This window comes from Kineosporia sp. NBRC 101731, assembly GCF_030269305.1.
In the GTDB taxonomy this organism is placed as follows: domain Bacteria; phylum Actinomycetota; class Actinomycetes; order Actinomycetales; family Kineosporiaceae; genus Kineosporia.
The window spans coordinates 24383-45958 of the sequence record NZ_BSTC01000015.1 but is presented as its reverse complement, the minus strand read 5'-3'; the positions used below and the strand labels follow the sequence as shown (position 1 = coordinate 45958).

The window sequence follows — 21576 nt, the reverse complement described above, 5'->3', positions numbered from 1 at the left end:
GCAAAACCTCCCCAGAGTTCTAGAACTGTTGCCCTGAGAGTTCTAGAACTTCGGGGAGGTTTTGCATGATCACGGAGAAGAAGGGCTCGGGCTGGGCTGGTCAGCCGAGTTGGGCGGCGAAGGCCGCCGCGTGGGCCAGGGAGGTCTGGGCCTGGATCTGCTGCGTCGCGTGGACCTGGGCCATCACGGCCTGCGGGTCGGCCGGTAGCCCGTTGCTCGCGGCGCCCTTGACCACCCACTCGCCGAAGCCGTCGTCGGGGACCTCCGGGTGGTACTGCACCGCCCAGGCGTTCTCCCCGACCCGGAACCCCTGATGGGGATAGACCTTTCCGGTCACCAGGAGTTCGGCGCCGGGTGGCAGGACGGTGATGGCGTCGCCGTGGAAGTGCCGTACCGGCCACTGCGCGGAGCCCAGCCGGTCTCCGATCACACCGAAGTACGGGTCGGCGTCGGCCTCCGGCAGCGCGGTCACGGTGGTGACGCCGATCTCGAAACCGGCACTTCCCCGGACGACCTCACCGCCGCAGGCGAGCGCCAGCAGCTGGGCGCCCAGGCAGATGCCCAGGGTCGGCACCCGGTCCGAGACCGCGCGTGACATCAGCGCGCGGACGGCCGGGAGCCACGGGGCCACCTCGTCGTCCCACGCCGCCATCTCGCCGCCCAGCACGACCAGGCCCGCGTACTCGTCCAGGTCTTCGGGCAGCCGGTCGCCGCGATACGGGCGCACGATCTGGGAACCGATACCGAACGAGGCCAGCCCGTCACCGAACAATGCGGGCGGGCAAGTGCTCTCGTGCTCGACAACCAGAATCACAGGCAGCATCCAAGCACGCGTCAGGAGGTCCCGGCCGTGTACAGGGCGGAGATCTCCGCCGCACTCAGAGCCCGGTCCCAGAGCGCCACCTCGTCCACCGTGCCCAGGGCGGACTCGTTGAAACCGGGAGCACCGACCGTCACCCTCGCGGTGGTCGAGACGAGCTGGCCGGCTCCGGTGACGGTGGCCGAGCCGACCGGCGCCCCGTCCCGGTAGAGCCGCACGGCCGACCCGTCCCAGGTACCGACGTAGAAGTGCCAGGCGTGATCGGTGGGCACCGGGGCGTACGCGACCGGCCGGGACGGACTGCCCGCGGTCAGGTCGAGCAGCAGACGCATGGAGGTCAGGTCGCTGCTGAGGGCCAGCATGTAGCTGACCCCGCCGCTGCCGGAGGAGGCGTACTTGGCCACGACGCGGCCGTTCTGGGTACTGGTGCCGGTGGCAGGCATCTTCCACCAGGCCATCACGGTCATCGGGCCGCGCAGGTCCAGGGTCGCCGGGGCAGCGGCCGTCTGTGTGCCCTGGGCCGTGCCGGACAGGCCGAGAGCCCGTCCCGCGGGTGCCGAGAGGGCTCCCGGGAGCCCGGCCGCGGGCCCGCCGGAGTGAGCCATCGGGTTGCCGCCGGTGAGGTCCGCCGCCGTCGGGCCCGACGCCTCGTCCAGGGGCCAGTAGGAGACGGGGTGCAGCGAGCGGACCTTCTGGCCGAACACCGACCAGGTACCGGACCCGAGACTGAACGCCGTGCCGGTGGCGCCGGTGAACTGGGCCGTGCTCGCCGGTGTCAGGGTGATGAGAGCCAGCAGCCCGACCGCCGGGACGGTCACCAGCACCACCCTGCGGTGCCGCCGCACGATCCGGGCCGGCCCGGCGAGGCACCCGGCCGCCAGCGCCCGCAGCCGGCCGGTCACTGCCCCGGCCCGGGTGACCCGGGCCGGGCGATCAGCACCGGCGTCCGGCGACGGACGGCCAGGTCTGGCATCAGTTCGGGCTCCCGATCCGGTCTGGGGCCCCGGCGCGGGCACCCGCTGCCTGGATCAGTCGCCCAGAACCCGCCGTTCCTGAGGCCGCCGGGCCCGGATCAGCCGATCAGTGGTCTACGAGCCTCAGGGCCTCAGAGCAGGGGCAGATAGCGCTTGAGCTCGAACGGCGTGACCTGGCTGCGGTACTCGGCCCACTCCGCGCGCTTGTTGCGCAGGAAGAAGTCGAACACGCCCTCGCCCAGGGTCTCGGCGACGAACTCGGAGTCTTCCATGATCGAGATCGCCCGGTCGAGGTTCTCCGGCAGCCGGGTGATGCCCATGGACCGGCGCTCGGCCTCGGTCAGCGACCAGACGTTGTCGTCGGCGCCCTCGGGCAGTTCCAGGCCCTGCTCGATGCCCCGCATACCGGCGGAGAGCATGAGCGCGTAGGCCAGGTACGGGTTGCAGGCGCTGTCCAGGCCGCGGTACTCGATGCGGGTGGACTGGCCCTTGCCCGGCTTGTACATCGGCACCCGGATCAGCGCCGAGCGGTTGTTGTGACCCCAGCAGACGTAGGCCGGGGCCTCGGCGCCGCCCCAGATGCGCTTGTACGAGTTCACCCACTGGTTGGTGACCGCGGTGATCTCGGCGGCGTGGGTGAGCAGACCGGCGATGAACTGCCGGCCGATCTTGCTGAGCTGGTACTCGGCGCCGGCTTCGTGGAAGGCGTTCTGGTCGCCCTCGAACAGCGAGACGTGGGTGTGCATGCCCGAGCCCGGGTGCTCGTTCAGCGGCTTGGGCATGAACGAGGCGAACAGCCCCTGCTCCAGCGCCACCTCCTTCACCACGGTACGGAAGGTCATGACGTTGTCGGCCATGGTCAGCGCGTCGGCGTAGCGCAGGTCGATCTCGTTCTGGCCCGGGCCGGCCTCGTGGTGGCTGAACTCGACGGAGATACCCATCGACTCCAGCACGCCGATCGCGGCGCGGCGGAAGTCGTGCGTGGTGCCGCGCGGCACGTGGTCGAAGTAGCCCGCCTGGTCGACCGGCTCGGGCTCCACGCCGTCCGAGTTCGGCTCCTTGAACAGGTAGAACTCGATCTCGGGGTGGGTGTAGAAGCTCAGGCCGTGCTCGGCGGCCTTGTTCAGCGAGCGCTTGAGCACGTTGCGCGGGTCCATCATCGCCGGCTCACTGCCCGGGGTGAGGATGTCGCAGAACATCCGCGCGGTGCCGTGCAACTCACCGCGCCAGGGCAGCACCTGGAACGTCGAGGGGTCGGGCTTGGCCAGCATGTCGGCCTCGTGCACGCGGGCCAGGCCCTCGATGGCCGAGCCGTCGAAGCCGATGCCCTCCGCGAACGCGCCCTCCAGTTCAGCCGGGGCGATCGACACGCTCTTCAGCGAGCCGAGGATGTCGGTGAACCAGAGCCGGATGAACCGGATGTCCCGCTCCTCGATCGAGCGGAGGATGAACTCCTGCTGCCTGTCCATGCCGGTCCCTTCCTTGTTCCGTAGCGCGCGCCGGTGTGATTCCACCGGTACTGCGGAGCCTGCCAGATGCAGGGTTCATCAGAGCACTCGCCGTACCGCTCAGTTGCCCCTGGGCAGCCTACGGTGGCGCAACTACTCCCCCAGCCCTAGGGGGCCGGGAGGTGCCCCCACTCCCCCAGGTCGGTTCGGCACTTCGAACGCCCAGGTGAACGGTAAGCGTGTGATCGCCCGCACGTTCCACCCCGTCGCCGGGACGCCGCGCAGGAGGACCATGGGAGGCGGGCCCGCCCGACCGGCGGGCACCCCCAGGTCTGCCACGGAAGGACACCGCTGATGAACCAGCAGCCCGAGGAACCGGCGCCGTACGGCGGCGCCCGGACCACGCCCGACGCCACCGATGTCGTGCTGAAGAAGATCCGCATCCCGCACCTGCACCAGATGAAGGCCCGCGGCGAGCGCTGGGCGATGCTGACCGCCTACGACCAGCTGTCGGCGGCCGTGTTCGACGCCGCGGGCATCCCGGTGCTCCTGGTCGGCGACTCGGCCGCGAACAACGTCTACGGGCACGGCACCACGCTGCCGGTCACGCTGGACGAGCTGATCCCGCTGGTGCGGGCCGTGGCCGGGGCGTCGGCACACGCCCTGGTGGTGGCCGACCTGCCGTTCGGCAGCTACCAGGGCTCACCGCAGCAGGCGTTCGAGAGCGCCGTGCGGCTGATGAAGGAAGGGCTGGCGCACGCGGTGAAGCTCGAGGGCGGCGCGGCGATGGCCCCCACGGTGAAACTGCTCACCGACGCCGGTATCCCGGTGATGGCCCACATCGGTTTCACCCCGCAGAGCGAGCACACGCTGGGCGGTTACCGGGTGCAGGGGCGGGGGGAGAACGCGCAGAGCTTGGTGGACGACGCGCTGGCGCTCCAGGAGGCCGGCGCCTTCTCGCTGGTGATGGAGATGGTTCCGGCCCCGGCCGCGGCCGCGGTGACCAAGGCCCTCGACATCCCGACGGTGGGGATCGGCGCCGGGCCCGACTGTGACGCCCAGGTGCTGGTCTGGACCGACATGGCCGGCTTCACCGACCATGGGGCGGGGAAGACGCCGCGCTTCGTGAAGAAGTACGCCGACCTGCGCGGCATCCTGACCCAGGCCGCGCAGGAGTACGCCCGCGACGTGCGGCACGGCACCTTCCCGGCACCGGAGCACTCCTTCGAGGAGTAACTCCTACTTGTCGTCCCAGCGGCGGTCTTCCTCGTCCCACGCCTCGGTGCGGGCGCGGGCCGACTCCAGGGCCTGCTGGGCGGCCTCGCGGGTGGGGTAAGGACCCATCACGTCCTTGCCCTGCCCCTTGCCGGTGGTGGACTCCACCTGTCCGGTCGACAGGTTGTACCAGTACTGCACAGCACCTTCGCTCATGATCACGACGATAGCCCCGGGCCGCCGGGGCCGCCCCCGCAGCGGCATCGTGACTGGTCGTAGGCACCGCGGGTGCCACCTCGTCCTCCATTTCGGGCTCGTCGGGAAAGCCGTTCAAGCACCCGCGGGTAGGCACCGATGTTGGCTGCATCACCTTCCGCTCTCACGGATGAGACCGGCCGTGAGACACCTTGCCCGGGGGCATCTTCGTCATGGACCTACGTATCGGCGGGACACCCGTGTCCGCCGCCCAGATCGCTCTGTCGCCGGCCAACCCCGACGGCAACCCGGCCGGGTCGCAATCGGGCGCCTGGTCGTCGGCCACCGGCGACCCACACCAGAACCCTTCTCGCGGAAAGAGCTTCGGCTCGATCGCCGACGGGTTCAGTGACGCCGGGGCGACCGACGGCGACACCTACCTGACCGCACTGTTCGAGCAGTACGTCAACTACCGCGGCCCCAAGCGCGGCACCGTGGAGAACCCGCTCTCCCCGAGCAACATCACCGCCGTGCAGACGGTCGCCATGAACCGCCTCGAGGGAGGTCGGCTGGACGTCCTCGTCTGACCCTTGCCCAAGACCGCCGGTCACCGGCAACACCCTCCAACACCCGGCATCGCCGAACTGCCCGCCCTGCCCACAGCCCTAGACTGCCGGGCTATGAGCACGATGTCGGGAAGCAAGCCGTCCGCCCCACTGGGCACGCTGGTGCCCGGAACGGTCAGCCCGCGCCGGGCCGTGCCAGCCGACATCCCTCGCCCGGAGTACGTGGACAGGCCCGCGCCGGCCAGGTACACCGGCTCCGAGATCAAGGACGCCGCCACCATCGAGCTGATGCGCGAGGCCGGCCGGATCGCCGGGGCCGCGCTCGCCGAGGTGGGCCGGCACGTCGAGCCGGGCGTCACCACCGACGAACTCGACCGCATCGGGCACGAGTTCCTGCTCGACCACCACGTGTACCCGTCCACGCTGGGCTACAAGGGTTTCCCGAAGTCGCTGTGCACCAGCCTGAACGAGGTGATCTGCCACGGCATCCCGGACTCCACGGTGGTGCGCGACGGCGACATCATCAACATCGACATCACCGGCTACCTGACCCGCGACGGGCTCGGCGTGCACGGCGACTGCGACGCGACGTTCCTGGCCGGAGACGTGGACGAGGAATCGCGCCTGCTGGTCGAGCGCACCCACGAGGCGATGATGCGCGGCATCAAGGCCGTGCGGCCCGGGCGTCAGATCAACGTCATCGGGCGCGTGATCGAGGCCTATGCGAAACGTTTCGGCTACGGCGTGGTCCGTGACTTCACCGGGCACGGCATCGGTACCGGTTTCCACACCGGCCTGGTGATCCCGCACTACGACGCGGCGCCCCGGTTCGACACGGTGATCGAGCCCGGCATGACCTTCACGATCGAGCCGATGCTCACGCTGGGCACGCCCGAGTACGACCTGTGGGCCGATGCCTGGACGGTCGTCACGAAAGACCGCAGGCGTACGGCCCAGTTCGAGCACACCCTCCTGGTGACCGAGACCGGCGCCGAGATCCTCACCCTGCCCTGACCTGCCCTGACCTGCCCTGACCCGCCCTGACTGCCAGCCTGTTGAAGGAAGCCATGAGCTCTTCTGAAATGAACGCATCCACCAGCGGTTTCGGCATCGACATCGGCGGCTCCGGCATCAAGGGCGCCCCGGTCGACCTGGCCGGGGGCCGGTTCTCGGCCGAGCGCCTGCGCATTCCCACGCCGTCGCCGTCCACCCCCGGCGCGGTCGCCGACGTGGTGGCGCAGATCGTCGAGAGCTTCGGCGACGCGTCGGGCACCGGCCCGGTGGGCGTCACCTTCCCGGCGGTGATCCAGCACGGGATCGCCCGCACCGCGGCGAACGTGGACGACGCGTGGATCGACACCGACGTGGACACGCTGTTCAGCGCCCGGCTGGGCCGCCGCGTGCACGTGGTGAACGACGCCGACGCGGCCGGTGTGGCCGAGGCCCGGTTCGGCGCCGCGAAGGACACCAAGGGCCTGGTCATCATGGCCACGCTCGGCACCGGGATCGGCTCGGCCGTGCTGCTCGACGGGCGCCTGGTGCCCAACACCGAACTGGGGCACCTGGAGATCGAAGGTCACGACGCCGAGCACCGGGCCGCCGACAGCGCGCGCGAGCGCGAGGACCTGTCCTGGGAGAAGTGGGCCCACCGCCTGCAGACCTATTTCCGCACGGTGGAGAACCTCTTCTGGCCCGACCTGATCGTGGTCGGTGGCGGGGTGAGCAAGAAGAGCGCGAAGTTCCTGCCCCTGCTCGACCTGCGCACGCCGATCGTGTCGGCGCAGCTGCTGAACGACGCGGGCATCATCGGGGCGGCGGTGCTGGCGGCCGAGGCCCCCGAGGCCCCGGCCACGCCGGCTGTCTGATGTCTACCGATGACTGCTGACGTCTGCTGACATCGGGGCCGGGCCACTCAGTCGAGCGGCTCGGCCAGACTGGCGCTGGTCTCGGCGACCATGCGGAAGTAGTCCATCGCTCCGTCCTCCCCCATGTGCTTGCTGGCGATCGTCGCCGACAGCGAGGCGAGAGCGGTGACGAAGGACAGCTGCTCGGTGCCCTCCAGCTCACGCAGGATGAACGACATGGCCTCGTGGTCGCCCAGCATCTGGAAACGGATGAAGGCGGCGGCACGCTGATTGGCGAGGGCGGCAGCCCGTTGCTCTGCGGAAAACACGAGAACCCTTCTGGTCGACTCCCCGTTTCCCCAGTATGCGGACGCCCCGCCCCCCGCTGTCACTATTCGTAGACAAACACCCACCAGGGTGAATGCCGCCAGTGACAGTGCGTGGCGATGAGTGGCGGACGAGGTGGACTGTAAGCCGGATCTTGTACCGGGCCGGGCGAACCCGGACCGGCGACGACCATCCATCTCGGGGTGACGTTGCCGTCACCCTCATGCGGCCTACCCGGATGCTCGGCGGGCAGCCTCGAACGCATCCTGTCTGGCCTTGCTCCGGGTGGGGTTTACCTAGCCGCTCCGGTCACCCGGAGCGCTGGTGGTCTCTTACACCACCGTTTCACCCTTACCGACAGCTCTGACGAGCAGCCGGCGGTCTGTTTTCTGTGGCACTGTCCCGCGGGTCACCCCGGGTGGGCGTTACCCACCACCCTTGCCCTGTGGAGTCCGGACTTTCCTCGGCGAACGGCAAGCCGTCCGACGCGGTCGCCCGTCCACCTCGTCCGCCGTGAACATCCTAGGGCCTGCACTGTCGACCACGCGCAACCCTCCCCGGTTCCGCCGGATCGTGTGCCTTCATTGCGCCGTCACCACAACGAATGCACACGATCACGGCCATCGAGGGGCGCCGGGTCCCTGCACCCCACCGCCACCGCCCTCGACCGCCCCCGGATGACCCCGGACGACACTGATGCCTTCCCGTCCCGGCCTTCTCGTTCACCTGCACGACTCCCCCACTTCATCCCTGCCCCGCGCGTCATTTGGCCCTAAAACACCTCATCTTTCCCTTCGCCTACTGGTCGCTCACTGCACACGTTCGTTCACCCGGAGCTTCACGGATGTGGACAAGCTTGGTGGGACGGGGGTGCATCCAGGTGGACCGCCCCCCTCCCTGACGAGCTCCACGGAGGTACGGGACATGACTGCTTCAGACGGGGCGACGGGCGGCAAGGGCCGACGGGCGAGAGTGGGCATCGCGCTGAGCGTGGCGGCGACCATCGGGATCACCACCTGGGCGACCACCACCGCTCACGCGACGGCTCCCGCGCCGGCGAGCACGACGTCCACCATCGAGACGAAGGCCGCGGCGAAGACCGTGACCGCCCAGCTGCTGGCGTTCAACGACCTGCACGGGCACATGACCTCGGACGGCCTGTCGATCAGCGCGAAGACCTCCACCTCGAAGGGCGCGGGCTACGTCACCGCGGGCGGGGTGGCCTGGCTGGCCGCGAAGATCGCGAAGGCGAAGAAGGACAACCCGAACTCACTGGTGCTCTCGGTCGGTGACCAGATCGGCGGCAGCCCGCTGATCTCGGGGTATTACCACGACGAGGGCACGATCGAGTCGATGAACAAGTTCGTCGATGTCGCCGTGGTGGGCAACCACGAGTTCGACGAGGGCACGGCCGAGCTGCGGCGCATCGTGAACGGGGGCTGTCACCCGACCGACGGCTGCTCCCCCGTATCGCCGACGTTCAAGGGCGCCTCGTTCGACATGCTCGCGGCCAACGTGATCAGCAAGAAAACCGGTACGTCGATGCTGCCGGGCTACGTGATCAAGAAGGTGGGCGGCGCGAAGATCGGCATCATCGGCACGGTCACCCCCGACACGGTCGACCTGGTCGACAAGGCCGGGATCAAAGACGTGAAGTTCGTCGCCGAGGCCCCGGTGATCAAGAAGCTGGCCAAGCAGCTGCGGGCCCAGGGGGTGGACGCGGTCATCGCCATGACCCACAACGGCGCCGACCCGACGCCGCGCAGCCCGATCAACTCCTGCGTGAACCTGGCCGGCCCGGTGAAAGACCTGACGCAGCAGGTCGCGGGCTCGGTGGACGCCGTGCTCAGCGCCCACACCCACCAGGCCTTCATCTGCAAGGTCAACGGCACGCTGCTGACCAGCTCGGCGTCGTACGGGCGGCTGCTGACCAAGATCAAGGTCACGATGAACACGTCCACGCACCAGGTCACGAAGATCAGCGCGGGCAACGTGGTCGTCAACCACTCGGGCACGAGCAGCAAGAGCGTGCGCACGGTGGTGAACCGCTACAAGAAGGCGACCGACAAGATCGCGGGCAAGAAGGTCACGACGCTCAAGCAAGACCTCACCCGCACCCTGACCCGCAACGGTGAGTCGTACCTGGGCCGCACCATCGCCGACGCCCAGCTGGCCGCCACGAAGCCGAAGTCCAAGGGCGGGGCGCAGATCTCGATCATCAACCGGGGTCTGGCCCGGATGAACCTGGAGAAGGGCAAGGTCACCTACGGCCAGGTCTACGACGCCCAGCCGTTCGGGTTCCGCCTGGTCACGATGACCATGACCGGCACCCAGATCGACGCGATGCTGGAGAGCACGTTCTGCCAGGAGGCCGCGGTGGACAACGACAACCGCATGCCCATCGAGGTCAGCAAGAGCTTCTACTACAGCTTCGACATGGACAAGAAGTGCGGTCACCTGATCCGGATCCGCGACATGCGCCTGAACGGCCGGCGCATGTACGCGGCGAAGAAGTACCGGGTCACGACCATCGACTTCTTCTCCAACGGTGGTAGCAGCCTGAAGGGCTTCAAGGACGGTACGAACAAGGTCACCGGGGTGCTCGAGCGGGACGCCCTGGCGCAGTACCTGAAGAAGCACCCGAACCTGGGCCTGCCGCACGGCACCCGGATCAAGTCCCTGTAACCCGCGTCTGCTCTTTCTTCGTTCGTGATCATGTGAACTTTCCCGGGGAAAGTTCACATGATCACGACGTTGGTTGTGGACGACGTAAACTCCCGGCGTGCTCGTCTTGCTACCCCCCTCGGAATCCAAGGCCGTTCCCCCGAAACGAGGTACGGCCGTCGCGGTCGATCAGCTGTCGTTCCCCGAACTGACCGATCTGCGCAAGCAGGTGCTGGAGGCACTCACCGAGGTCAGCGCCCGCCCGGACGCTCTCGAACGGCTCGGCGTGGGCGCGTCTCTCACCGACGAGGTGGCCCGTAACCTCACGCTGCACACCGCCCCGGCCCGACCGGCCCACCAGGTCTACACCGGCGTCCTCTATGACGCTCTCGACTGGGCCACGCTCTCCCCCGAGGCCCGCCGGCGGGGCAACAGGCGGGTGCTCGTCATCTCGGCGCTGTGGGGAGTCCTGCGCCCCGGCGACAAGGTGCCCTCGTACCGGCTGTCGATGGACGGCGAACTCCCCACCCTGGGCCCGCTGGCCCGGCACTGGCGCGGTGAGCTGCCCGGGGTGCTGGCCGCGGCCGCCGGGAAGCGCGGCGTGATCGTCGACTGCCGGTCCGGTCCCTACGTGGCCGCCGCCCCGGTCTCGTCGTTCCCCGCCGACGTGGCCGCGCGCACCGTCGCGGTGCGGGTGCTGCGTGAGACCGCCGGCAAGCGCTCGGTGGTGAGTCATCTGGCCAAGCACACCCGCGGTGAGGTCACCCGGTTCCTGCTGGAACAGGATGCCGATCCACGCTCGGTGCCCGAACTGCTCCCGGTCATCGCCGGTCGCTGGCCCTCCGAGCTGACGGAGCCGGCCCGACCCGGCGCCCCCTGGACCCTCGACGTGATCCTGCGCGACTGAGTCCCCTCCATCCCCCGTGATCATGCAAACATTCCCCGTGATCGCGCCCCCGCCGGGGAACCTTCGCATGATCACGAACGAGGAGAGGTGCCGTGACCCCCGAGGAGTTCCGTGTCGCCGGTCATCAGCTGATCGACTGGATTGCCGACTACCGCACCCGCGTCCCCGATCTGCCGGTGCAGGCGCAGGTGAAACCGGGCGAGGTGACGGACGCGCTGCCTTCGACCCCTCCTGCGGATCCGGTCGGGATCGACTCGCTGCTCAAGGATCTCGACGAGATCATCGTGCCCGGCCTGATGATGGTGCAGCACCCGCGGCACACCGGCTGGTTCCCCTCGAATGCCTCTCTCGCTTCGGTTCTCGGCGACATCACCTCGTCGGGCATCGGGGCGCTGGGTATCTCCTGGCAGTCGGCTCCCGCGCTGACCGAGCTGGAAGGGGTGGTCTGCGACTGGATGCGGCAGCTCACCGGTCTTTCCGAGGGCTGGAAGGGCGTCATCCAGGACACCGCGTCGACCGGTTGCCTGGTCGCGTTGCTGGCCGCCCGCGAGCGCGCCGCCGACTACGTCAGCGAGCGCGGCGGGATGCAGTCGCTGCCCGCGCCGCTGACCGTTTACGCGTCCGAGCACGCCCACTCGGCGATTCCGAAAGCCGCTCTGCTGGCTGGTTTCGGGCGCGACAACATCCGCAGTATCCCGACCGGTTCGTCCTTCGCTCTCGACACCGCCTCGCTGCGCGCGGCGATCGAGAAAGACGTCGATGAAGGACGCTTACCAGCAGCGATCGTGGTCAGTCTCGGCACGACGGCGACCACGGCTTTCGACCCGCTCGCCGAGATCATGGAAATAGCCGCCGCGCACGGAATCTGGGTGCACATCGACGCAGCGATGGCCGGTTCGGCCCTGCTGCTGCCCGAATACCGCTGGATGATCGAGGGAATCGACGGTTTCACCACGCCTTCGGGCGTAACGGTTCCGCCCGCCGACTCGCTGGGCTGGAACCCACACAAGTGGATGGGCACGATCCTCGACACCTCGCTGCTCTACGTGCGCGAACCCGACCGGCTGGTGCGGGTGATGTCGACGAACCCGAGTTTCCTGCGCAACAGCGTGTCGGGTGAGCGGGTCGCGACCGAGTACCGCGACTGGGGAATCCCGCTGGGCCGTCGTTTTCGCGCCCTGAAGCTGTGGTTCCACCTGCGGCTGGACGGGGTGGCCGCGATCCAGGACCGGCTGCGCCGCGACCTGGCCAACGCCCGGCGCCTGGCGGCGCTGGTCGCGGCGGAACCGGGCTGGACCGTGGTGGCACCGGTGCAGTTGCAGACCGTGTGCGTGCGGCACGAGCCGGTGGTGAAGCGCGGGACGGAAGACGCCGGTGGGCGCCCCCTGAGCGGCGAGGCTCTGGACGCACACACCCTGGCCTGGGCGGATGCCCTGAATCGCAGCGGCGTGGGCACGGTGACGCCCGCGGTGGTGGGCGGACGCTGGACGGTGCGGATCTCGATCGGCGTGGAGACCACGGAATGGCCTGACGTGGAAGCGGTCTGGACCGCAGCGAAAAACCTGGCCGGCCGGGACATCGCCGTGCAGAGCCAGGTCACGACGGCGACGGTCGGCGACAGTGGGGCGAGCGGCGCATGACCACCGGTGGACCCAGGAACCCGGATGACCCGCAACCCGACGGGCGGCCAACCGCCCACCCGCTCACCGATGCCGCGACGAGTGCCGTCACGCTGATCCGCGCACCGGCACTGTCCGACGTGGCCGAGTATGCCTACGCCGCCACCGCTCCCCCGGGCGCCCGCCTGATCTTCCTGGCCGGGTCCTGCCCCCTGCACCAGGACGGCACCACCGCGGCGGTCGGTGACTACGCGGGGCAGGCCGCCGTCTGCCTGGAGAACCTGGTCGTCGCGCTGGCGGCCGCGGGGGCCCGGCTGACCGACGTGATCAGCACCCGGGTGCTGGTGGCGTCGTCACGGCAGCCGGACCTGGTGGCCGCCTGGCAGGTTGTGCGGGACGCGTTCGGTGACCACGACGTGCCGAGCACCCTGATGGGCGTCACGGTGCTCGGCTACGACGATCAGCTCGTGGAGATCGAGGCGGTCGCCGCCGTCGTGGACTGAACGGCTCGGACTGAACAGCCCGGCCGAACAGTGCTGTGCCGGTCAGCCCAGGGCGCGGTCGAGGTCTTCGAGCAGGTCGTCGATGTCTTCCAGGCCCACCGAGATACGCACCGTGCCGTCGGTGATGCCGGCCGCGAGGCGGGCCTCGGGGGTGAGGCGGCGGTGGGTGGTGGTGGCCGGGTGGGTGGTCATCGACTTGGCGTCACCCAGGTTGTTGGAGATGTCGATGATCTGGAGCCGGTCGAGGAAGGCGAACGCGGTGTCTTTGCGGCCCTCGCCGGAGCCGAGCTCGAAGGTGACGACCGTACCGCCGGCACTCATCTGTGCCTTGGCCAGCTCGTACTGCGAGTGGCTGGGCAGGTGCGGATAGGTGACCCGGCCGACGCGGGAGTCGCCCTCGAGGAACTGCGCGATCCGCAGCGCCGAGACGCACTGGTGATCGACGCGCAGCCGCAGCGTCTCCAGGCCCTTCAGCAGCACCCAGGCGTTGAACGGGCTCATCGAAGGGCCCGTGTGGCGCATCAGGTTCTGCACCTTCTCGTTGATGAAGTCTTCCGGCCCGAGGATGGCCCCACCCAGCACGCGGCCCTGACCGTCGATGTGCTTCGTGGCCGAGTAGACGACGATGTCGGCGCCCAGCTCGAGCGGCTTCTGCAGCAGCGGGGTGGCGAACACGTTGTCCACCACCACCTTCGCTCCCGCCGCGTGCGCCAGGTCGCTGACGGCGCGGATGTCGACCAGTTCCTGCGAGGGGTTGGACGGCGACTCGAAGAACACCGCCTGGGTGGGCACGCTCAGGGCCTTCTCCCACTGGGCCAGGTCGGGACCGTCGACGAACACGGTCTCCACGCCCCAGCGCGGCAGGATCTCGTCGAGGATGACGAAGCACGAGCCGAAGAGCGCCTTTGACGCCACGATCCGGTCACCGGCGCCCAGCAGCGCGGCCAGGGCGTTGAACACCGCGGACATGCCGGTGGCGGTGGCGAACGCGGCCGGGGCGCCCTCGATGAGCCGCAGGCGCTCCTCGAACATCGACACCGTGGGGTTGCCGTAGCGCGAGTAGACGAAGTGGTCGAGCTCGCCCTTGAACGCGGACTCGGCCTCGCCCGCGGACTCGTAGGTGTAGCCCTGCGTCAGGAACAGTGCCTCGGACATCTCCGCGAAGTTCGACCGGACGAGGCCACCCCGCACGCTGAGCGTGGCGGGACGGCGGGTGTCGGGGGTATCGGGGGTGTCGTTGGTCATCTGCTCGTCTCTCGAAAATGGTGGACGTTCTGCGCATCCGGCGAGGATCCGCCGGGTGCCGTAGGTAGCCGGTTGCGGACCGGCCAGACCAACCGGGTCAGCCCGGACAGCCGGGTCAGCCCTGCTTCCAGGGCAGGCCCCGCACCTTCCAGCCGGCCGAGTTGCCCCGGTGGTTCTGGCCGTCGGGCGGCCCCTCGAAGCCTTCCAGAATGTTGTACGCCTGGGTGTAACCGGCAGCCGTGGCGGCCTCGGCGGCGGCCACCGACCGCACCCCCGAACGGCACAGGAACAGCACCGGCGCGGACTTGTCGGACGAGACGGCGCCCACCTGGTCGAGGAAGGCACCGTTGCGCGCACCCTCGGGGAAGGTCGTCCACTCCACCAGGGCCACGTCCTTGGCCAGGGCGGTCAGGTCGGGCACCCCGACGTACGACCACTCGGCCCGGGTGCGCACGTCGACCAGCACCGCGGCCGGGTTCGACTGCACCAGCTCCCAGGCCTGCTCGGGGGAAAGATCACCGGCGTATGCCATGTCGTCATGCCTCCAGGATGTTGGCCACGGCGGGTGAGGGCAGGACCACGGCCTGCCCGGCGACCACCCGCTCACCGTCGAAGGTCAGGGTGGGCGGACCGTACAGCTCGTACCCCTCGGCCAGCACCGCACTGACGCGCTCGCAGAACGAGCGGTCGTCGGGGCCGGTCAGCAACCTGTACCTGAGCCGATCGTCGTCTGCCACGGACCCAGTTCTACCTCAGCCCCCCGACAGCCATAAGACCAGGACCCATTCGCATGCGTGATCAACCCACCAGAACGGCAAGGAGAACCCCACTCAGCCCGTCCGTGATCATGCAAAACCTCCCCGGCATTCTAGAACTCTGGCCGCCACAGTTCTAGAACTCTGGGGAGATTTTGCATGATCACGGAGAAGGGCTGGAGGGATACTCGCCGCGCCCGGGGACACCTTGCCTGATCACGAAGAAGGGCATGGGGATGCTCGCCGCACACGGGGAAGGTTTGCCTGATCACGACAAGGTTGGGCGGGTGGGGGCTGCGTTCACCGACGCCACCTCGACCCCGCCGTCGGCCCAGAACCTCAGGGTCGTCACGCTCGCCGGGTCGATGCGCAGGCGCCAGAAGGCCTGGAGGCCGGCGTCGAGGGCGCTCGCGACCGCGGCGCGGATCGGGCCGGTGTGCGTGACCACGACCACCGACCGGCCGGCGTGCTCCGAACGCAACCGGGCCACGGCGTCCTCGATCCGGCTCTTCAGGTCGAGCACCGACTCACCACCCGGGGGCCGCGCCGACGCCGACCCGTGCCACAGCGCGTACTCGTGGGGCCAGCGGGAGGCGATCTCCCGGTAGGGCAGACCGTTCCAGTCACCCAGCCGCAGCTCGGCCCATTCCGGCGCGACCTGCGTCGGCACGCCCAGGTCCAGCGCCTGGGCGGTCTGGCGCGCCCGCAGCATGGGTGAGGTGAGCAAAGCGTCGGCCGGCCCGACCCGCACGGCGTGGGCCTGGGTGAACCCCTCGCCGGTCAGCTCCGGGCCGATCTCGTCGCCACCGCTGGGCACCTGGCCGGTGACCGCGGTGCTCGCGTGCCGGACCAGGTGCAGGGTGAGCGGCTCACCCAGGTCGGCTGTGCTCAGGTCGCTCGGGCCTGCTGTGCTCAGAGCCCGGATTCCGCCGTGCGCACCAGGATCCGGCTGCACTCCTCGCAGCGCACGACCTCGTTCTGCGGGGCGTTGCGGATACGGGCCAGGTCGTTCGGCGGCAGGGTCATCCGGCAGCCCTCACAGCGGCGCTGGTAGAGCTTGGCCGCACCGACGCCGTGGCTGGTCGCCCGGATGCGCTCGTACAGGGCGAGCAGGTCTTTCGGGATGCCGGCAGCGGCGTTCTCGCGGTCGCGAGCCTCGGCGTCGCTCTCGTCGGTCAGGGCCTCGAGGGCCTTGTCGCGGGCGGCAGCCGCCACGGCGATCTCGGCGACGACCTGCTCACGCTTCTCGGTAGCACCCCGGACGGCCGCCTCGGCGGTCTCCTGGCGCTCCATCACCTCGAGCTCGGCGTCTTCCAGCACACCCTGCCGGTGCGCCAGGCTCTCCAGCTCGTGCTGGATGGCCTGGAGATCTTTGGAGTTGCCCTGACCGGAGTCGAGACGGGCCTGGTTGCGCGCGACCCGCTGACGCACCTGCTCGACGTCACCCTCGGCCTTGGTCAGGTCGCGGGCCGCGTCGGTGGCCACCGTACGGGCCTTGATCAGCACGTCGTCGACGTCGGCGAGCTTCTTCTCGAGCTCGGCGATCTTCGCGAGCTCGGGCAGCGAACGCTGCTTGTGCGCGATCTGGGTGAGCCGGATGTCGTGCGCCTGCACGTCCAGCAGCCGCCACTGATCCTGAGCCGCCGCGGTCACCACAGAAATAATCCTCCTAGCCGAAACATCCCCCCGGAATGAGCCCAGCTTAGGGGAGGGCGGGGCCCCGGGGTCACCGCCGTGGCGTAGAGGTGCCCGGTGGCCGCCCGGCAAGCCCGATGGGGCCCACGGAGAACACCGCTACGAAGTGCCCCGCAGTAGGTGGTGGCCCCGGAGCCCCGCTCTCAGCGGACCATGCTGCCCGGGCTCGGGACGCGGAAGGTCCACGGGTCGGTACTGCGGGTGGACACGAGTACCTCCACCGGCTGCCCGGCATCGGCCAGGGCACCCTCCAGACGGTTGGAAACACCGGCCAGCCATGGCCATTCACTGGCCCAGTGAGCCACGTCGACGAGATAGGGCGGGCCGTCACCGGCGGCGTCACGGGCCTCGGACGCCGGGTGATGCCGCAGGTCGGCGGTCACGTAGACATCGGCGTCGGCCGCGCGCACGGCGTCGAACAGGGAGTCACCGGCGCCTCCGCAGACCGCCACCCGGCGCACCTCGGCGGTCGGGTCACCCGCCACGCGCACCCCCTGGGAGGTGCTGGGCAGGGCCTCGGCGACGAGCATGGCGAACTCGCGCAGGCTGGTCGGCTGCTCCAGCGTGCCGACCCGGCCGATACCCCGGGGGCGCGACCAGGCGGCCAGCTCGTACAGGTCGACGGCGGGCACCTCGTACGGGTGCGCGGTGCGCAGCGCGGCCAGGGCCTCGTGACGGCGCCGGCGGGGCAGCACCATCTCGATGCGCCGCTCCTGGACCGTCTCGCGCTCGCCCGGCGACCCGACCGCGGGGCTCGCGCCGGAACCCGGCACGAAGGTGCCCGTGCCCACCGCGGTCCAGGCGCAACGCTCGTACTCGCCGATCTCCCCCGCGCCGGCCGCCGAGAGGGCGTCGAGCACCTTCTCCACGGCCGTCTCGGGCACGAAGGTGACGAGTTTGTCCACCGGGTCGGCGGGGTCGGCCGACAGCGGCACCAGGTCGGTCAGGCCGAGCACCCGGGCCAGGGCGTCGGAGACGCCCGGCGCAGCCGCGTCGGCGTTGGTGTGCGCGGTGTAGAGCGCGCAGCCGCCGCGGATGAGCTGGTGGATCGTGCGGCCCTTGGGCGTGGTGACCGGCACGCCGTGGACGCCGCGCAGCAGCAGCGGGTGATGAGTGATGAGGAGGTCGGCGCGCCAGGCGAGCGCCTCCTCGATGACCGCCGGAGCCGGGTCGATCGCGAGCAGGATCCGCCGCACCTGCGCGCCCGGGTCGCCGCACACGAGACCCACGGCGTCCCAGTCACGCGCCCAGGCCGGGTCGTACATCCGCTCCATGACGGCAATGACGTCGGCGAGGGAAGGAGAAACGGCTTCGGAGGTCACTCTCAGACTCTATCGGGCACAGCGCGTTCATGTGTCATGACTTGGCGTGGTCTTCGACAAGCGTCCAAAGACATTGGTCAAAGCTGATGGAAGCTGACGGAACCAGGTTCGGTGGGACGGACCGGGCCGGCCCGTCCCACCAAGAAACACCAAGAAACACCGGGAACTCAGAACTCGATCTGCCCCAGGCGCAGTCCGTCGACGAACGTGGCGGTCTGCCCGGTCATCGCCTCGAGCTCGAGCACGACGATCCGGTTGCGGCCCGCCCGCGTCACCGGCCCCGGCACGTACAGGGTCTGCGACGGGCCCCGACGCCAGTAGCGGCCCAGGTTGAAGCCGTTGACCCAGGCCAGGCCCTTGCCCCAGGCGGTGGTGTCGAGGAAGAGGTCAGCCGGCTCGTCGAGGTCGAACTCACCGGTCAGCACCGTCGGCCCGTGGTCGGTGGAGCCGGCGAACTCCAGCTCCGGCAGCCGGTCGACATCGAGCGCACGGGCGCTCCAGCCGGTCAGGATCTCGCCACCCAGCCGGATCTCACCGATCAGGCCCTTCTCCTCGCCCAGCCGCGGGCCGTAGTTCACCCGTCCCTGGTCCTCGACCAGGATCGTCAGGGTGGAACCGGCCAGCGGCAGGCGGATCGAGCTCTCGTGCGAGTCCCGCGCCAGCACACCCACCGGCACCCCGTCGACGAAGACGTAGGCCCGGTCGCGCACCTCGTCCAGGGTGAGCACACCCGGTGCCCGTCCCCCGATCGAGGTCTCGTAGAGCACGAAGCCGGTGTCCTGTGCCAGTTCCTCATACGTCGCGGCGTGTTCGGCCGTCACGACCTCGCCCAGCGAGCCGGCCAGCCCCAGGAGACCGGCCCCGGCCGTGAGCTCCACCGAGACGGTGGGCGCGGCGCTCGCCTCCGCCGGCACCTCGTCCGGCACCGGCGCGTACTTGGCGATGGTCTTGCGGAACGCGTGGTACTTCGCGGTCGGGTTGCCCGCCTCGTCCAGCGGCGCGTCGTAGTCGTACGACGTCACCAGCGGCACGTAGGCGCCCTTGTCGTTGGCGCCGTTCGTCATCCCGAAGTTGGTGCCACCGTGGAACATGTAGAAGTTCACCGAGCCACCGGCCGAGAGGATCTCGTCCAGGGCCGTGTCGGAGTCCTCCACCGTGGTGGTGTGGTGGTGGAAGCCCCAGCTGTCGAACCAGCCGTTCCAGAACTCCATGCACATCAGCGGCCCGGTGGGCTGGAACTCCCGCAGGGTCTTGAACCGCTCGGTGCTGCGCGACCCGAACGAGGCCGTCATGTGCAGACCGGGCAGGCTACCGTCCGCGAGCATGTCCGGCTGCGGCTGGTCGATCGTGTTGAGCGGCACGGTGATACCGGCCCCGCGGGTGACGCGTACCAGCTCGGCCAGGTACTCCTTGTCGCAACCGTAGGCGCCGTACTCGTTCTCGATCTGGACCAGGAAAACCGGGCCGCCCCGGTCGATCTGCAGCGGGGCGACGATCCGGTAGACCGACTCCAGATATTCGGTGACCGCCTCCAGGTACTGCGGCTCGGAGCGGCGCAGCCCGATGCCCGGAATGCGCAGGAGCCACGGCGGCAGGCCACCGTTGCTCCACTCCGCGCAGATGTACGGGCCGGGCCGCACGATCGCGTGCATGCCTTCCGCCGCGACCAGTTTCAGGAAGCGCTCGAGGTCCAGGCCGCCCTCGGTGACGAACTCGCCCCGCGAGGGCGAGTGCGCGTTCCAGGGCACGTAGGTCTCGATCGTGTTCAGGCCCATCAGGCGGGCCTTGTGGATCCGGTCGGCCCACAGGTCCGGGTGCACCCGGAAGTAGTGCAGCGCACCGGAGAGGATCTGGTAGGGCTCGCCGTCGAGAAGGAAGTCCTTCTCACCGATGGTCAGTTCAGACAAGGGAGTTCTCTTTCACAGCGGCAGCCGGGCGCAGCGTGAGCACCGACCAGGAGATGGGAGGCAGGGTGATCGACAGCCGGGTGGTGTCACCGGCCGTCGAGCAGTGGACGCCGTCGAGGGCCACGGGAGCGACCGGCTGCGAGGTCTGGGTGTTGGTGGAGAAGCGGTCTCCACCCTCCGGCACCGTCAGCACCTGGGCGTCCTCGAGAATGAGGGACGCGCCGGTCAGTTCGGTGGTCAGCGACACCGTTTCGGTGGTGGAACGGTTGACGACGAACAGCGAGACGCAACCGTCGTCGGCAACGACGCTCACCGCGTCCACCATGTCGACGTCACCGTACTGGCTCGTCCCGACGGTGGGCGCCGTGAGATCGGAGCGGACCACCCGGCCCCGGCCGCGGGCCGAGGTCAGGGCGAACGGGAAGAAGGTGGTCTGACGCCAGGCCGAACCGTCGGGCTCGCACCGGATCGGGGCGATCACGTTGACCAGCTGGGCCAGGTTGGCCATCGACACCCGGTCGCTGTGCCGCAACAGGGAGATCAGCAGCGAGCCGACGACCACCGCGTCGGTGACGTTGTACTCGTCCTCGATCAGCCGCGGGGCCTGCGGCCAGTCGCCGGAGAGCACGGCGTCCTTGTGGTTCTCGTTCCAGTCGCGCTGGTACCAGACGTTCCACTCGTCGACGCTGATCCCGATCTTCTTGTCCAGACCCAGCTCGAGAAGGACCTCGTCGATGATGCCCGCGACCGTGTCGAGGTAGCGGTCCAGCCCGGCGCCGGAGGCCAGGAAGCTGGCGACGTCGCCGTCGCTCTCCTCGTAGTAGGCGTGCACCGAGATGTGGTCGGCCAGCTCCGCGGTGTGCCGCAGAACGGTGCGCTCCCACTCCCCGAAGGTCGGCATCTCCATGTTCGAGCTGCCGGCCACCACCAGCTCGACCCGGTGGTCAAGAAAACGCATGTAGCGGGCGGTCTCGGCGGCCAGGCGGCCGTACTCGTCCGCCGTCTTGTGCCCGATCTGCCAGGGACCGTCCATCTCGTTGCCCAGGCACCACAGGGTGATGCCGAACGGCTCGTCGGCGCCGTTGGTGCGGCGCTGCTCGCTGAGCGCGGTGCCGGAGGGGTGGTTGGAGTACTCCAGCAGGTCACCGGCCTCCAGAACGCCCCGGGTGCCCAGGTTGACCGCCTGCATCACCTCGACACCGGCCCGGTCGGCCCAGCCGGCGAACTCGTGCAGCCCGACCTCGTTGGTCTCGGTGCTGTGCCAGGCCGCCTCCAGACGCACGGGCCGCTGCGCGAGCGGGCCCACGCCGTCCTCCCAGCGGTAGCCCGACACGAAGTTGCCACCCGGGTACCGCGCCACAGTGACCCCGAGCTCGCGGACCAGCTCCAGGACGTCCTCACGGAATCCGTGGGCGTCCGCGCTGGGGTGACCCGGTTCGTAGATGCCCTGGTAGACGCACCGGCCCATGTGCTCGACGAAACCGCCGAACAACCGGGGCGGAACCGCCGCCACCGTCTCGCCGAGGTGGACCCGTAGGTCGACCGGGATCATCGCTTACCTCGTTCCTGC

At 69.5% G+C, this 21576-nt stretch carries 21 protein-coding genes and 1 other RNA gene; 8 read left to right on the top strand and 14 right to left on the bottom strand.

Annotated elements, in window-relative coordinates; translation table 11 throughout:
* Positions 1-100 precede the first annotated feature (100 nt).
* From QSK05_RS30085 to glnA, 3 genes are all read right to left on the bottom strand, one after another.
* The gene (locus QSK05_RS30085) at positions 101-814 is read right to left on the bottom strand and encodes a type 1 glutamine amidotransferase (protein ID WP_285600756.1); all 714 of its coding nucleotides are present in this window, start codon (positions 812-814) and stop codon (positions 101-103) included.
* Between the two features lie 20 nt (positions 815-834).
* Positions 835-1836 (bottom strand): LamG domain-containing protein, encoded by a 1002-nt coding sequence (locus QSK05_RS30080; RefSeq protein ID WP_285600755.1) that lies wholly within the window; start codon positions 1834-1836, stop codon positions 835-837.
* 89 nt (positions 1837-1925) lie between these two features.
* Positions 1926-3263: a type I glutamate--ammonia ligase gene (glnA, locus tag QSK05_RS30075; protein ID WP_285600754.1), complete on the bottom strand. Its 1338-nt coding sequence runs from the start codon at positions 3261-3263 to the stop codon at positions 1926-1928.
* Between the two features lie 333 nt (positions 3264-3596).
* Between glnA and panB the strand changes: the two genes are divergently transcribed.
* Positions 3597-4478, top strand: a complete 882-nt coding sequence (gene panB / locus QSK05_RS30070) for a 3-methyl-2-oxobutanoate hydroxymethyltransferase (RefSeq protein WP_285600753.1) — start codon at positions 3597-3599, stop codon at positions 4476-4478.
* A gap of 3 nt (positions 4479-4481) precedes the next feature.
* Here the strand turns inward: panB and QSK05_RS30065 are convergent, their stop codons facing one another.
* Positions 4482-4673: a hypothetical protein gene (locus QSK05_RS30065; RefSeq protein ID WP_285600752.1), complete on the bottom strand. Its 192-nt coding sequence runs from the start codon at positions 4671-4673 to the stop codon at positions 4482-4484.
* A gap of 191 nt (positions 4674-4864) precedes the next feature.
* On the opposite strand from QSK05_RS30065, the gene QSK05_RS30060 reads away from it, so the two are divergent.
* From QSK05_RS30060 to ppgK, 3 genes are all read left to right on the top strand, one after another.
* On the top strand, positions 4865-5239 hold the full coding sequence (locus QSK05_RS30060) for a hypothetical protein (RefSeq protein ID WP_285600751.1): 375 nt from the start codon (positions 4865-4867) through the stop codon (positions 5237-5239).
* Positions 5240-5341: 102 nt separating this feature from the next.
* On the top strand, positions 5342-6232 hold the full coding sequence (gene map, locus QSK05_RS30055) for a type I methionyl aminopeptidase (protein WP_352303192.1): 891 nt from the start codon (positions 5342-5344) through the stop codon (positions 6230-6232).
* Between the two features lie 53 nt (positions 6233-6285).
* Positions 6286-7083, top strand: a complete 798-nt coding sequence (ppgK, locus tag QSK05_RS30050) for a polyphosphate--glucose phosphotransferase (RefSeq protein ID WP_285600749.1) — start codon at positions 6286-6288, stop codon at positions 7081-7083.
* Positions 7084-7130: 47 nt separating this feature from the next.
* Here ppgK and QSK05_RS30045 read toward each other — a convergent pair whose 3' ends face one another.
* Together QSK05_RS30045 and rnpB are read right to left on the bottom strand one after the other, a co-directional pair.
* Positions 7131-7391, bottom strand: a complete 261-nt coding sequence (locus QSK05_RS30045; protein ID WP_231484670.1) for a hypothetical protein — start codon at positions 7389-7391, stop codon at positions 7131-7133.
* A 125-nt stretch (positions 7392-7516) separates the two neighbouring features.
* Positions 7517-7896, bottom strand: an RNA gene (gene rnpB / locus QSK05_RS30040) — RNase P RNA component class A.
* Between the two features lie 417 nt (positions 7897-8313).
* Between rnpB and QSK05_RS30035 the strand changes: the two genes are divergently transcribed.
* The 4 genes from QSK05_RS30035 (at position 8314) to QSK05_RS30020 (ending at position 13082) form a co-directional block, all read left to right on the top strand.
* Positions 8314-10074, top strand: coding sequence for a bifunctional metallophosphatase/5'-nucleotidase (locus QSK05_RS30035; protein WP_285600748.1), 1761 nt, complete (start codon positions 8314-8316; stop codon positions 10072-10074).
* A 97-nt stretch (positions 10075-10171) separates the two neighbouring features.
* Positions 10172-10960, top strand: a complete 789-nt coding sequence (locus tag QSK05_RS30030) for a YaaA family protein (protein WP_285600747.1) — start codon at positions 10172-10174, stop codon at positions 10958-10960.
* A gap of 92 nt (positions 10961-11052) precedes the next feature.
* Positions 11053-12600, top strand: coding sequence for a pyridoxal phosphate-dependent decarboxylase family protein (locus QSK05_RS30025; protein WP_285600746.1), 1548 nt, complete (start codon positions 11053-11055; stop codon positions 12598-12600).
* Positions 12597-13082 (top strand): RidA family protein, encoded by a 486-nt coding sequence (locus tag QSK05_RS30020; RefSeq protein WP_285600745.1) that lies wholly within the window; start codon positions 12597-12599, stop codon positions 13080-13082. The genes QSK05_RS30025 and QSK05_RS30020 overlap by 4 nt, the downstream gene beginning before the upstream one ends.
* Positions 13083-13124: 42 nt before the next feature.
* Here QSK05_RS30020 and QSK05_RS30015 read toward each other — a convergent pair whose 3' ends face one another.
* From QSK05_RS30015 to arfA, 8 genes are all read right to left on the bottom strand, one after another.
* Positions 13125-14327 (bottom strand): O-succinylhomoserine sulfhydrylase, encoded by a 1203-nt coding sequence (locus QSK05_RS30015; protein WP_285600744.1) that lies wholly within the window; start codon positions 14325-14327, stop codon positions 13125-13127.
* Positions 14328-14442: 115 nt separating this feature from the next.
* Positions 14443-14859: a rhodanese-like domain-containing protein gene (locus QSK05_RS30010; RefSeq protein WP_285600743.1), complete on the bottom strand. Its 417-nt coding sequence runs from the start codon at positions 14857-14859 to the stop codon at positions 14443-14445.
* A gap of 4 nt (positions 14860-14863) precedes the next feature.
* Positions 14864-15064, bottom strand: a complete 201-nt coding sequence (locus QSK05_RS30005; protein ID WP_285600742.1) for a DUF1737 domain-containing protein — start codon at positions 15062-15064, stop codon at positions 14864-14866.
* Between the two features lie 286 nt (positions 15065-15350).
* A complete protein-coding gene (locus QSK05_RS30000) occupies positions 15351-16037 on the bottom strand; it encodes a histidine phosphatase family protein (protein WP_285600741.1) in 687 nt (228 codons plus the stop codon).
* Positions 15995-16735: a zinc ribbon domain-containing protein gene (locus tag QSK05_RS29995; protein ID WP_285600740.1), complete on the bottom strand. Its 741-nt coding sequence runs from the start codon at positions 16733-16735 to the stop codon at positions 15995-15997. Before QSK05_RS29995 ends, QSK05_RS30000 begins: the two co-directional genes overlap by 43 nt.
* Positions 16736-16920: 185 nt before the next feature.
* Positions 16921-18099 carry a Nif3-like dinuclear metal center hexameric protein gene (locus QSK05_RS29990; protein ID WP_285600739.1) on the bottom strand — a complete coding sequence of 393 codons (1179 nt, stop codon included), beginning with the start codon at positions 18097-18099 and terminating at the stop codon, positions 16921-16923.
* A gap of 167 nt (positions 18100-18266) precedes the next feature.
* On the bottom strand, positions 18267-20006 hold the full coding sequence (locus QSK05_RS29985; protein ID WP_285600738.1) for a glycoside hydrolase family 35 protein: 1740 nt from the start codon (positions 20004-20006) through the stop codon (positions 18267-18269).
* Positions 19999-21558 (bottom strand): arabinosylfuranosidase ArfA, encoded by a 1560-nt coding sequence (gene arfA, locus QSK05_RS29980; protein ID WP_285600737.1) that lies wholly within the window; start codon positions 21556-21558, stop codon positions 19999-20001. The genes QSK05_RS29985 and arfA overlap by 8 nt, the downstream gene beginning before the upstream one ends.
* Positions 21559-21576: the final 18 nt, after the last annotated feature.